Genomic DNA, 12,691 nt, shown 5'->3' with positions numbered 1-12,691 from the left:
GCTACCACTCGCCGATGCGCACCAGCTTGCCGCCTTCCGGCTCGCCATAGCGGAAGGCCTGGCCGCGCAGGTCGATCTCCTCGTTGCTGATGGTGGTGCGCCGCTTCAGGCCGCGCAGCCAGTCGAACAGGTAGCGCTGGTGCTGCTCGCACACGTCCGCGTAGGCCGGCTCGGCGCCCAGGTCGCGCAGCTCGCCCGGGTCCGCCTGCAGGTCGAACAGCTGCGGACGGAAGCCGTCGTAGGCCAGGTACTTCCAGCGCTCGCTGCGCACCATGTACATGCGGCAGGCGTCGATGGGCCGGCCCAGGCGCTCGCGGGCCGGGGCCTGGAAAGCGTAGTCGTATTCGGCGATGGCGTAGTCGCGCCAGTCCGCCGGCCGTTGCCCATGCAGCAGCGGCTGCAGCGAGCGGCCCTCAACGCGGTGCGCCGCCAGCGGCACCGCGAAGGCGTCGAGCAGGGTCGGCAGCACGTCGATGGATTGCACCAGGGCCTGCTCCACCGTGCCGCGGCTGGCGTCGGCTGCCGCGCGCGGGTCGCGGATCAGCAGCGGAACACCCACCGCCGGTTCCAGCAGGAACTCCTTCTCGCCCAGGCCGTGGTCGCCCAGGTAGTCGCCATGGTCGCTGGTGAAGACGATCAGGGTGTCGTCCCAGCGGCCGCTGGACTGCATGTGCTCGAACAGCCGGCCGAGCTGATCGTCGATCTGCCTGATGAGCCCCATGTAGGTGGGGATCACGGTGTTGCGCACCTCCTCGCGGGAGAAGTTCAGGCTCTCCTGGTGCTGCTGGAAGGCCTTGTACACCGGGTGTTCGCTCTCCTCCCCCGGCGCCGCGCGCAGGGCCGGCAGCACCTGCCCGGGGCCGTACAGCGCGTGGTACGGCGCGGGCGCGATATAGGGCCAGTGCGGCTTGATGTACGACAGGTGCAGGCACCAGGGCCTGTCGCCCTGCTCGTGCATGAAGTCGATGGCGCGGCTGGTGGCGTAGACCGTTTCGCTGTGCGGCTCCGGCAGGCGCGTGGGCAGCCCGGCGTTGCGCATCTGCCAGCCGCTGAGCACCTCGCCGTTGGCGCCTTCGGCGGCGTTGGCCCAGTCGTGCCAGGGGTTGTCGCCGGCATAGCCGAGGCCGCGCAGGTAATGGGTGTAGGGCGCGCTTTCGCGCTTGTCGGCGAACATCTCGCCGTCGGGGTAGATGCCGTCGTTGCGGTCATAGGGCTCGAAGCCTGCCTCGGCCAGTTGCTGACCGCGCTCGCTCTGCGGGTCCACCCCGAGCGCCTGCATGCCTTCGAGGTTGGCGGTGGCGTGGGTCTTGCCCACCAGGGCGGTGCGGATGCCGGCCGGGCGCAGGTAGTCGCCGAGGGTCAGCTCCTCCAGCGGCAGCGGCACGGCGTTCCAGCTCACCTGGTGGCTGCTGACGTAGCGCCCGGTGTACGAGGACATGCGCGAAGGCCCGCAGATGGTGCCCTGGGTATAGGCCCGGGCGAAACGCACGCCCTCGGCGGCCAGGCGGTCGATGTTCGGCGTGTGCAGGTGCGGGTGGCCGTAGCAGGACAGGTAATCGCGACGCAGCTGGTCGCACATGATGTAGAGGACGTTGCGGATGGGCTGGGGCTGGCTCATGGGGCGTTCGGGATGACGGATGGAGCGGTCATTTCGCGGGGCGCGGGGGCGTTCTGGCAAACGCATTTGCAGCAAGATTTGCATGCGTGGAATGCATGGGGTGGGTGGTGTGGGGGCGGGCTTGGTCGCGAACAGAGTTCACCGGGAGTTGTGGGGGCTGGGGTTGAGAGCGCCCTCTCCCTAACCCTCTCCCTGAAGGGAGAGGGGACCGTTCGGTGTGCCTGGATGTTCTGGAGTCAGCCGGCAACACCGAAGGTCTCCATTTGAAACCTTCCTGTTCTCAGCACGGACTAGCCCCCTCTCCCTTCAGGGCGGGGCGCGCAGCCGAGGGCTGGGGAGAGGGAGCGGAGTAACCCCGAAACACCGTAGCCAAAGGGAGGAGCCCTTCGCGAGCAAGCTCGCTCCTACGAAAAGACGAAAAGCCCTAAACCGTCTCCTCATCGATTCGCCTCAACTCCCCGATCATCGCCTCCGCCAGCGGCGACAGGCTGTACCCCGCGCGGTGCACGATGCCGTAGCGGGTATGCAGCTCCTCCAGGTCCTCCGGCAGCTCCGCCACCGTCAGCGCCACCAGCGCCTCGCCGGCGCCCTGCCCCGGGCCGCTGGCGATGCCGATGGCGTTGGAGGCCAGCACCACGGCGTTCAGGCCGTGGCCGTTCTCGCATTCGATGTCCGGGCGGAAGTCGGGGCGGCCGCTGAGGTCCACCAGCACCTTGCGGAGGTTCGGCGGGCTGAGGTTGGTGGCGATGGGGTAGCTCAGCAGCTGCGCCGCGCTCACCTGCCCCTGGCCGGCCAGCGGGTGGCCGGGGCGGCAGCAGAAGTGCCACTTGCGCGGCTTCAGGCGCAGGGTGCGGTACTCGGGGTTGGCCTCGAAATGGCGGGTGTCGGCGACGAAGAATTCGAAGTCCTCGGCCTGCAGGCGCTTGCCCAGCACCTGCCAGTGCTCCACCTGGAAGGCCACACGCGCCTTGGGGTAGCGCCCGTTGAACGCGGCGATGGCCCGCGGCACCAGCCAGGCCGCCGGCGCGGGGCCCGCGCCGAAGCGCAGTTCGCCCGCCTCCAGGCCATTGAACAGGGCGATCTCGTTGGCCAGCTTGTGCGCGCCGCTGACCAGCCGGCGCGCGTGCTCCAGGACGATCAGGCCCTGCTTGGTGGGGTTGAGTTCCTTGCTCGCGCGGTCCACCAGGCGGCAGCCGGCGCTGTGTTCCAGGGCCTGGATGCTGCGGCTGAAGGCCGATTGCGACAGGCACACGGCGTCGGCCGCGGCGACGAAGCTGCGGTGCTCGGCAAGGGCGATGAAATGGCGGAGCTGGCGAAGGTCTATATGCATTTTCTACATAAAAAATATTGGGCAAATGCAATTGTCCGAAGGTGGACGGCCTTCTTATAAAGGCAATCTCTTATTCCGTAAATAAATCGAAATACATAAATAAAGATCGATACGGAATAAAAAGATTGCAGGCCAAACCGGTCCTGCGCGACACGACCTCTTCTCCAGGACCTTTCCATGCACCACCGAGATTCCGCGCCCCGTTTCCGCCGCCGGCTGTTGCCGCTGTCCATCCTGCTGGCCACCGGCGGCCTGGCCATGGGCGCCCTGCACGCCGAGGAAGCCACCCCGCAGGAGGCCGCCGCCCAGGCCCAGGGCGAGGCCAGCACCCTGGGCACCGTCACCGTGACCTCGCGGCGCCGCGAGGAGAACTCCCAGGACGTGCCCACCGCCATGAGCGTGCTCGGCGGCGAGACGCTGGAAAGCCAGCGCATCTACCGCGTGCAGGACCTGCAGCAGCTGGTGCCCAGCACCAACGTCGCCTACGTCCACGCGCGGCAGTCCAGCGTGTCCATCCGCGGCCTGGGCAACAACCCGGCCAGCGACGGCCTGGAAGGCAGCGTCGGGCTGTACCTGGACAACGTCTACCTGGGCCGCCCCGGCATGGCCTCCTTCGACCTGCTGGACATCGAGCAGCTGGAAGTGCTGCGCGGGCCCCAGGGCACGCTGTTCGGCAAGAACACCACCGCCGGGGTGATCAACATCTCCACCCGCCTGCCCAGCTTCACCCCCGAGCGCAGCGTCGAGGTGTCCGGCGGCGAGGACGGCTACTTCCAGGGCAAGGCCACGGTTTCCGGGCCGCTCACCGACGAGTTGGCCGGGCGCTTCTCGGCCTACCGCACCCGCGACGACGGCTACGTGAAGAACGTCTTCGACGGCAACACCCTCAACGGCGGCGCCCGCCAGGGCTTCCGCGGCCAACTGCTGTACAAGCCCGACGAGGACTTCAGCCTGCGCTGGATCGGCGACTACAACGAGGAGAACTCCAGCAACGGCATCCTCACCCTGTTCAGCACCGGGCCGACCCTCAACGGCGTCAACCGCTACGAGCAGCGCGCCCGCGCCGCCGGCGCCACGCTGGTGTACGGCGACGACCGCAAGGTCAACTTCGATGCCGCCCAGCGCGTCACCGTGTTCCAGGGCGGCACTTCGCTGGAGGCCAACTGGAAGCTGGCCAACGACTTCTCGCTGACCTCCATCAGTTCCTACCGCTGGTGGGACTTCACCCCGCGCAACGACGACGGCCTGAACGTGGCGGCGGCCTACAACGCCGGCGTCTCGGTGCGCGACAAGCAGTGGTCGCAGGAGCTGCGCCTGGCCTCGCCCACCGGCAGCTTCTTCGACTACGTGCTGGGCGCCTACTACTTCGGCCAGGACCTGGACAACCACTCCTTCAACCTCTACGGCCCCCAGGCGGACATCTGGAACGGCACCGCCAGCGGCGCGCTGGCCAACGTCACCAGCCTGGGCGACGGCCACATCGACACCGACAGCTACGCGCTGTTCGCCCAGGGCACCTGGCACCTGACCGACAGGCTCGACTTCACCGCCGGCATCCGCGGCACCTACGAGGAGAAATCCGCCTCGGTCAGCCGCGATGCGCCCCTCGGCGGGGCCGCCGTCAGCGGCGCGGCCCTGGCCGCGCGCAACGGCCGGGCCGGCGCCTACGATTCCGGCGATCTCTCGGTGTACAGCTTCTCGCCCTCGGGCCTGCTCAGCCTGAACTACCACTTCAACGACAACCTGATGGGCTACGCCTCGCTGTCCCACGGCGAGAAGTCCGGCGGGGTGAACCTGACCGTGGCCAGCGCCCCCACCGCCGGCGCCGACTCCCTGCTGGTGGGCAGCGAGCGGGCCAACGACGCCGAGCTGGGGATCAAGAGCACGCTGTTCGACCACCGCCTGATCCTCAACGCCAACCTGTTCGCCACCGTGGTCCACGGCTACCAGGCCAACGCCTACGACGAGGCCACCCGCACCTCCTACCTGACCAACGCCGGCGACGTGCGCTCGCGCGGGGTGGAGTTCGAGGCCACCGCCCTGCCCGTCCGCGGGCTGACGCTGAACCTCAACGGCTCGTACAACGATGTGCGCTACCTGTCGTACAAGAACGCGCCCTGCCCGCCGGAAGTCTCCTTCCAGAGCGGCGCACCGGCGTCCTGCGACCTCAGTGGACACCAGGTGGTGGGCGCCTCCAAGTACATCTTCAACGCCAACGGCGAATACAAGTGGCGCCTGGAAGACAACCTGGAGCCCTACGTCACCGCCAGCTACGCCTTCCGCTCCAAGGCGGTGGGCACCATCGACGACTCCGACTACGGGCAGATCCCCAGCTACGCCATCGTCAACACCGCCCTGGGCCTGCGCGGCGACTACGGCGACGGCCGCTGGGACCTGTCGCTGTGGCTGAAGAACGCCTTCGACAAGACCTACTACACCAGCCTGTGGAACTCGGCCAACGGCGGCTACGCCGGCGTGCTGGGCACCCCGCGCACCCTGGGCGTGACCGCCCGCTACGACTTCTGACCCGAGGACCACTGCCATGAAGCATGCCCGCGCCACCGCCCTGCTCGCTCTCTCCGCCCCGCTGCTGGCCGCCGCCGTCAGCGCCGCGCCCAGCGTCTACCCCACCGGGGTGACGCGCTACGACCCGCAGAAGGCCTTCAACCAGTACGTGATCTTCAGCGGCGCCGACAACAGGACGCACCTGATCGACATGAACGGCAACGAGGTGAAACGCTGGGACCGCCCCGGCTTCCCCTCGGCCATCCTCGACCCGAAACTCGCCAATGGCGAGCGCGGCCACGTGCTGCTGCAGACCGCCGACCTGGCCGAGCCGGGCAAGCTCGCCTCCGCCGGCAATGGCCTGCGCAACCAGGCCGTGGGCGAGCTGGACTGGGCCGGCAAGACCGTCTGGCAATGGGGCGACCAGGCCCCCGGCGGCGCCGCCCGCCAGCACCACGACCTGCGCCGGCTGGCCAACGGCAACACCCTGGTGCTGGCCAACCGCGTGCATGCGGTGAAGGGCTTCCAGGTGCCGGAGGTGATCGACGACGTCATCTACGAGGTCACCCCGCAGGGCCAGGTGGCCTGGCGCTGGACCGCCTCCGAGCACCTGCACGAGTTCGGCTTCGGCGCCGAGCAGCTCAAGCTGGTGCACGCGACCAAGAACCCGGACTACCTGCACATCAACAACCTGGCGCCGCTGGGCCCGAACCGCTGGCACGCCGCCGGCGACCAGCGCTTCGCCCCGGACAACCTGCTGTTCGATTCGCGCAACGCCAACTTCATCGCCATCATCGACAAGGCCAGCGGCAAGGTGGTCTGGCGCCTGGGCCCGAACCTGCCGCCGATCGACCCGCGCAACGCGCAGAAGCTGCCGCGCCCGGTGGACCAGATCAGCGGCCAGCACGACGCGCACATCATCCCCGAGGGCCTTCCCGGCGCCGGCAACCTGCTGGTGTTCGACAACCAGGGCGACGCCGGCTACCCCTCGGTGCAGCGCGGGGTGATCTCCGGTTCGCGGGTGCTGGAGATCGACCCGCTGAAGAAGCAGATTGTCTGGCAGTACACCGCGGAAAGCTCGAAGCAGCCGGGCTGGGCCTTCTTCAGCTCGTTCATCAGCAGCGCCCGGCGCCTGCCCAACGGCAACACCCTGATCGACGAGGGGCAGAACGGCCGCTTCTTCCAGGTCACCCCGGGCGGCGAGATCGTCTGGGAATACGTCAGCCCCTACTTCGGCAAGGCGCCGCTGGGCGACGCCGTGAGCAACTGGGTATACCGCGCCCTGCCGGTGGACTACAGCTGGGTACCGGAAGGCACCCCGCGCGAGGAAAAGGCCGTGCAGGCCGCGGTGCCGGGCGCGCAGCCGGTGACCGCGGCGCGCTGAACCGTCCATCGCCACCTACCGCACGGGTTTCGCAAGCTCAACCCATCCTACAAAAGCACCTCGGCGCGGCTCGCTTACGCCGTTTTCCCTTTCACCCCCGGCTCGCCACGCGGTACTGCTCCGGCGTGGTGCCGGCCTGGCGGCGGAACATGGCGATGAAGGCCGAGGCGCTGCTGTAGCCCAGGTCGAAGGCGATTTCCTGCACCCCGCGCCCGGCTTCCAGCGCCTCGATGGCGGCGAGGAAACGCAGGCGCTGGCGCCATTCGCCGAAGCTCATGCCCAGCTCGCGCTGGCACATGCGCGCCAGGGTGCGCTCGGTGCTGTGCACCTGCCTGGCCCAGTCGGCCAGCGAACGGTTGTCGCCGGGCTCGGCCTGCAACGCGGCGAGCAGTTCGCCCAGCAGCGCGCTCTGGGCGAACGGCAGGTAGTCCTCGTGGCGCGGCGAGGCTTGCAACTGGTCCAGCACCACCTGGGCCAGGCGCTTGTCGGCCGCGCTCTCGGGGATGTTCACCCCGCGCGCGGCGAAGTCCGAAAGGATGGCCTTGAGGATGTCGCCGATCTGCAGCGTGCAGGGCCCTGTCGGCAACTGGCGGGACAGCTCGGCGCTGACGTACAGCGAGCGGTAGACGATGGCCTCGCGATTGTAGCAGCCGTGCTCCACGCCCGGCGGCACCCACACCGCGTACTGCGGCGGCGAGAGGAAGCGCTGGCCGCCGACGTCCAGCTGCATCACCCCGTGGGAGGCGTAGTTGAGCTGGCCCCAGGGGTGGCTGTGGGGCGCCGAGCGGGTGTCGGCGCCGAACTCGTCGTAGCGGAAGTACAGCGGCGCCGGCAGGGCCGCATGGTCCGGCAGCGGCAGGGGGATGTATTTCTTCGTGGGCATGTCCGGATGACGTGGCGAGTTGTCCGGAATGAAGTATAAGCGCCATTCCGGACGGCGGGACAATGGCGCCCGTCCTTCACAGATGTCCGCTGCAATGACCTATTTCTTCCCGCTCTTCGCCGTGCTCGTCTGGGGCGGCAACACCGTGGTCAACAAGCTCGCCGTGGGCCGCATCGCCCCGGCCGAGATCGGTTTCTTCCGCTGGCTGGCGGTGGCCGTGCTGCTCAGCCCCTTCGTGCTGCGCCCGCTGCTGGCGCGGCGCGCGCAGATCGCCCCGCTGCTGCCGAAGATCGTGGTGCTCGGCCTGCTGGGCATGGCCGTGTACCAGAGCCTGGCCTACTACGCCGCGTCCCTGACCAGCGCCACCAACATGGGCATCATCCTCGCGCTGATGCCGCTGATGTCCCTGGGCCTTGCCAGCGCCCTGCTCGGCCAGCGGCTCAACGCCGGCGGCGTGCTCGGCTCGCTGCTGTCGCTGCTGGGCGTGCTGCTGGTGATCGCCCACGGCGACCTGGCCAGCCTGCTGCACCAGGGCATCGGCCTGGGCGACGGCATGATGCTGGTGGCCACCCTCGCCTACGGCCTCTACGGCGTGCTGCTGAAGAAATGGCAGATCCGCCTGCCGGGGCTGCAGCTGCTGTACCTGCAGGTGCTGGTGGCGGTGCTGGCGATGCTGCCGATGTACCTGCTCTCGCCGCACCACGGCCTGGACGCCGGCAACCTGCCGCTGGTGGCCTACGCCGGCCTGCTGGCCTCCATCGCCGCGCCGCTGGCGTGGATGCGCGGGGTGCAGGAGATGGGCCCGAACCGCATGGCGCTGTTCTTCAACCTGCTGCCGCTGGTCACCGCGGCCATCGCCGCCGTGCTGCTGGACGAGCGCCTGGGCGTGCACCACCTGTACGGCGGCGCGTTGACTCTTGCCGGGGTGCTTCTTGCAGAACGTTGGCGGCCGCGGCCGGCGGCGGGTCTGGCTGCCGACTGAGGCCTATCGCGGATGAATCCGCTCCTACAGGTGCCTCCCGGAAACCTGTAGCGGGCCCTGCCCGCGATTTCGCGCGCAGGGCGCGCTCCTACACGAGGGTTCGGAGTAGGGGCAACTATCTTGCGCGGGGTGCTCTTCGTAGGAGCGAGCTTGCTCGCGAACAGATTCCGCAGCGGGGCTGGTTCGCGAGCAAGCTCGCTCCTACAGGTCGGCCTCCGTCACCAACGTGGCCACCAGCTGCGCCGCAGGCAGCTCGCGAGCCAGGGGCGCGCCCTGGCCAGCCCATTGCACGGCGAAGTCGGGATTGCCCTTGGCCGCGGCGACCAGGGCCTTGGTGGCATCGTAGACCATGGGGTAGTCCGGCAGCGCCGGGGCGTCGGCGCGCTGCAGGTCGCTGAACAGGCGGTTGGGCAGGCCGCGCGCCGGGCGCCCGGAGATGGCCGCGGTCACTTCGGTGTGCCAGGCCCGCTCGCTTTGCAGCGCCGCGCGGTAGGCGGCGTTGGCCGAGGACTCCGGGCAGGCGACGAAGGCCGTGCCCATCTGCACCGCCTGCGCGCCCAGGGCGAAGGCAGCGCGGATGCCGCGGCCGTCCATGATGCCGCCGGCGGCGATCACCGGCAGCTTCAGCACCGGCGCCAGGCTGCCGACCAGGGCCAGGGTGCCGATGCGCTCATCGTGGTCGCGCTCGAAGATGCCGCGGTGCCCGCCCGCCTCGTAGCCCTGGGCGACCACCGCGTGCAGCCCGGCGGCCTCGACGGCGCGGGCCTCCGCCAGGTTGGTGGCGCAGCCGAGCAGGACGATGCCGGCGGCCTTCAGCCGGTCGATCCAGCCCTGCGCGGGCAGGCCGAAGTGAAAGCTGACCACCGCCGGGCGCTCTTCCAGCAGCACCTCCAGCATCTGCGGATCATCGACGAAGCTGCGGTAGATCTCCCGCAGCGCCGCCGGCGGCTCGCCGCCCAGTTCCTCGAACAGCGGCCGCAGGTGTTCCACCCAGGCGGTCTCGCGGGCGGCGTCGGCCTGCCCCGGGCGGTGGCAGAACAGGTTGAAGTTCACCGGCCTCGCCGTCAGCGCGCGCACCTGGGCGATCAGCTCGCGGGCCTGCGCCGGGCTGCTCGCGCCCAGGCCGATGGAGCCCAGGGCGCCGGCCTCGGACACTGCGGCGGCCAGCGCCGGGGTGGAGACCCCGACCATGGGCGCCTGGATGATGGGGTGTTCGATGCCGAGCAGTTGGCGAAGGGGCATGGCGGTGATCTCCTGGGCTGATCGATGGTTGACTTAAAATCTCATACGGAGAATATTCTGCGCAATACATTCTCCAACAGAGATCATCGATGGACCTGTCCAGCCTGGAAATCTTCCGCTGCGTCGCCGAGGAGCAGAGCGTGACCCGCGCCGCCGCGCGCCTGCAGCGGGTACAGTCGAACGTCACCACGCGCATCCGCCAGCTGGAGGAAGACCTGGGCGTGGCGCTGTTCCTGCGCGACGGCAAGCGCATGGCGCTGACCGACCAGGGCCGCGAGTTCCTCGCCTATGCCGAGAAGCTCCTGGCCCTGGCCGCCGAGGCGCGGCAGTCGCTGCACCCCCGCGAGGCCAGCGGCAGCCTGCGCCTGGGCAGCATGGAGAGCACCGCCGCCAGCCGCCTGCCCGGCCCGCTGGCGGCCTACCACCGCGCCTGCCCGCAGGTGCAACTGGAAGTCAGCACCGGCACCAGCCAGGCGCTGGTGGACGGCGTGCTGTCGCGGCGCCTGGATTGCGCGCTGGTGGCCCACCCGGATGCGCTGCGCGCCGAACCCGGCTTCGAGGCGGCCCTGGAGCGCGGCCTGCTGGGCCAGGCGGTGTTCCGCGAGGAACTGCTGCTGGCCCTGCCCGGCGACCACCCGCCGGTGCGCGGGCCGGGCGACGTGCAGGTGCGCACCCTGGCCGGCTTCTCCCGCGGCTGCACCTACCGGCAGATCGCCGAGGACTGGCTGAACGCCGAGGGCCCGCGCGTGCAGGTGCAGGAAGTGGGCTCCTACCACGGCATCCTGGCCTGCGTCGCCGCCGGCGCCTGCGTGGGCATCCTGCCGCGCTCGCTGCTCGACCTGCAGCGCGAGCCGCCGGCGCTGCGACTGCTGCCGATCATGAGCGTGGACACCCTCCTGGTCTGGCGCGAAGGCTACGCCACCGGCGCCTTCGAACGTTTCCGCGAAACCCTGGGGGCCGCCTCGTGAAGCAACGCAGCGAACTCGCGCTGGCGCTGAGCGCCACGCTCATCCTGGCCATCGGCATGGGCTTCGGCCGCTTCGCCTTCACCGGGCTCTACCCGCTGATGGTCGGCGAAGGCGTGCTCAGCGTGAACGGCGGCTCGCTGGCCGCCTCGGCCAACTACGCCGGCTATCTGCTGGGTGCGCTGGCCCTGGCGCGCTGCCCGGAACGCCTGGCGGCGAGCCTGTGCCGCGTGGCCCTGGTAGGCACCCTGCTGGGGCTGGCGGCCATGGCGGTGCCGGCGCCGGCCTGGTTCGCTATCGGCGTGCGCCTGCTGGCCGGGGTGCTCAGCGCGGTGGCGCTGGTAGGCGCCTCGGTGTGGCTGCTGCACGTGATGCAACGCCACGGCGGCGCGCCGCTGATGTTCTCCGGGGTGGGCCTGGGCATCCTGATTTCCGCCGAGCTGATCGCCGGCGGCCATGGCGCGGGCCTGGGCAGCCCGGCGATCTGGCTGCTGCTGGCCGGCGCCGGGAGCGTTCTCGCCCTGCTGGCCTGGGCGGCGCTGGGTCGCCCCGCACCCGCGCCCGCCAAGACGGCGCCGCATGCGGCGCCCGCCGTACCCATGGCGCCGGCGAGCCTGCTGCTGATCTACGGCCTGGCCGGCTTCGGCTACATCATCACCGCCACCTACCTGCCGCTGCTGATGCGCGGCGGCGCGCTGTCGCCGCTGCAGGCCTGGGCGGTATTCGGCCTGGCGGCGGCGCCGTCGTGCTTCTTCTGGCACTGGCTGCACGGGCGCCTGGGCACGCGCCGGGCGCTGGCGGCGAACCTGCTGGTGCAGGCGCTGGGGGTGATCCTGCCGGTGCTGCAGCACAGCGCCCCGGCCTACCTGGCCAGCGCCCTGCTGGTGGGCGGCACCTTCATGGGCACGCCGACCATCGCCCTGCCCGCCGCGCGCCTGGCGGCGGCGAAGGTGCGCTTCAACATGCTGGCGGCCATGACCGCGGTGTACGGTGTGGGGCAGATCGTCGGGCCGCTGGCCTCCAGCGCGCTCTACCACCTGGACGGCAGCTTCAGCCCGGCGCTGCTGGCGGCCGGCGCCGCCCTGCTGTTGGGGGCAGCCTGCACCTGGCAGCCGGCGCGGGCCGCCGCAAGCTGCCCGCGCTGAGCCTCAGGCGTCGCCCTGGCGCTGGCGCTTGCGGTGCTCGGCGACCTTGTGGCGGTTGCCGCACAGGGCCATGCTGCACCAGCGTCGGCGGTGCGACTTGGTGCGGTCGTAGAACCACAGGGTGCAGTCCGGGTGCTCGCATACGCGGACTAGGTCGAAGTCCCCTTCGGCGAGCAACTGCGCGCCCTGCTCCGCCAGCGGCGCCAGCAGCCATTCGGCGCCGGGCTTCACGGCCTGGTGGCGCAGGTGCGCGCCCTGCCCCTCCCAGTCCAGCTGCGGGTAGCTCGCGACCTTGCGCAGGAAGGCGTTGAAGCGCGCCGGGTCGGCCGGCTCGCCACGCTTGCGCTTGCCCACCAGCTCGCGCAGGGTCTCGCGCAATTCGATGGCGGCGGCCAGCAGCTCGCCCTCGGCGAAGTCCGCGCCCTCCGCCGGCAGGCCCAGCAGGCCCAGCCAGTGCAGCACGTCGGCATCGCTGTGCCAGGCATCGGAAGCCGACAGGGCCGCGGCATCGGCGCGGCTCAGGCTGTTGAGCAAGTCCAGCACCGGGTGGTCGGCGAGGATGTAAGGCGGCTGGGGGGTGGTTTCGCGCATGCTCGCTCCGGAATCGGGGTGTCGAGCCCATGGTAACCCTCGTCCA

Annotated in this window: 10 protein-coding genes; 5 read left to right on the top strand and 5 right to left on the bottom strand. The window is 70.1% G+C overall.

Going from position 1 to position 12,691, the window contains the following annotated elements; genetic code table 11:
- Position 1 precedes the first annotated feature (1 nt).
- Both IG194_RS29165 and IG194_RS29160 read right to left on the bottom strand, forming a co-directional pair.
- Positions 2 to 1,618 (bottom strand): alkaline phosphatase family protein, encoded by a 1,617-nt coding sequence (locus tag IG194_RS29165; RefSeq protein WP_058489571.1) that lies wholly within the window; start codon positions 1,616 to 1,618, stop codon positions 2 to 4.
- Positions 1,619 to 2,042: 424 nt separating this feature from the next.
- Entirely contained in the window at positions 2,043 to 2,948 is a 906-nt protein-coding gene (locus IG194_RS29160) for a LysR family transcriptional regulator (RefSeq protein ID WP_058489570.1), read from the bottom strand.
- Between the two features lie 177 nt (positions 2,949 to 3,125).
- Here IG194_RS29160 and IG194_RS29155 point away from each other — a divergent pair, with 177 nt between their 5' ends.
- Together IG194_RS29155 and IG194_RS29150 are read left to right on the top strand one after the other, a co-directional pair.
- A complete protein-coding gene (locus IG194_RS29155) occupies positions 3,126 to 5,474 on the top strand; it encodes a TonB-dependent receptor (protein ID WP_058489569.1) in 2,349 nt (782 codons plus the stop codon).
- Between the two features lie 16 nt (positions 5,475 to 5,490).
- Positions 5,491 to 6,837 carry an aryl-sulfate sulfotransferase gene (locus tag IG194_RS29150; RefSeq protein ID WP_058489568.1) on the top strand — a complete coding sequence of 449 codons (1,347 nt, stop codon included), beginning with the start codon at positions 5,491 to 5,493 and terminating at the stop codon, positions 6,835 to 6,837.
- A 91-nt stretch (positions 6,838 to 6,928) separates the two neighbouring features.
- Here the strand turns inward: IG194_RS29150 and IG194_RS29145 are convergent, their stop codons facing one another.
- Positions 6,929 to 7,720, bottom strand: a complete 792-nt coding sequence (locus tag IG194_RS29145) for an AraC family transcriptional regulator (protein ID WP_009622157.1) — start codon at positions 7,718 to 7,720, stop codon at positions 6,929 to 6,931.
- A 94-nt stretch (positions 7,721 to 7,814) separates the two neighbouring features.
- Here IG194_RS29145 and IG194_RS29140 point away from each other — a divergent pair, with 94 nt between their 5' ends.
- Positions 7,815 to 8,702, top strand: coding sequence for a DMT family transporter (locus IG194_RS29140; protein WP_058489567.1), 888 nt, complete (start codon positions 7,815 to 7,817; stop codon positions 8,700 to 8,702).
- 201 nt (positions 8,703 to 8,903) lie between these two features.
- Here the strand turns inward: IG194_RS29140 and IG194_RS29135 are convergent, their stop codons facing one another.
- On the bottom strand, positions 8,904 to 9,944 hold the full coding sequence (locus tag IG194_RS29135) for an NAD(P)H-dependent flavin oxidoreductase (RefSeq protein ID WP_058489566.1): 1,041 nt from the start codon (positions 9,942 to 9,944) through the stop codon (positions 8,904 to 8,906).
- Positions 9,945 to 10,033: 89 nt separating this feature from the next.
- Between IG194_RS29135 and IG194_RS29130 the strand changes: the two genes are divergently transcribed.
- Positions 10,034 to 10,912: a LysR family transcriptional regulator gene (locus tag IG194_RS29130; protein ID WP_058489565.1), complete on the top strand. Its 879-nt coding sequence runs from the start codon at positions 10,034 to 10,036 to the stop codon at positions 10,910 to 10,912.
- The gene (locus IG194_RS29125; RefSeq protein ID WP_058489564.1) at positions 10,909 to 12,054 is read left to right on the top strand and encodes a YbfB/YjiJ family MFS transporter; all 1,146 of its coding nucleotides are present in this window, start codon (positions 10,909 to 10,911) and stop codon (positions 12,052 to 12,054) included. Before IG194_RS29130 ends, IG194_RS29125 begins: the two co-directional genes overlap by 4 nt.
- Positions 12,055 to 12,057: 3 nt before the next feature.
- Here IG194_RS29125 and IG194_RS29120 read toward each other — a convergent pair whose 3' ends face one another.
- Entirely contained in the window at positions 12,058 to 12,645 is a 588-nt protein-coding gene (locus IG194_RS29120; RefSeq protein WP_058489563.1) for a CGNR zinc finger domain-containing protein, read from the bottom strand.
- Positions 12,646 to 12,691: the final 46 nt, after the last annotated feature.

It is taken from the genome of Pseudomonas sp. ADPe, assembly GCF_014843515.1.
Lineage (GTDB): Bacteria > Pseudomonadota > Gammaproteobacteria > Pseudomonadales > Pseudomonadaceae > Pseudomonas > Pseudomonas citronellolis.
This window is presented reverse-complemented; position numbering and strand designations above follow the sequence as displayed.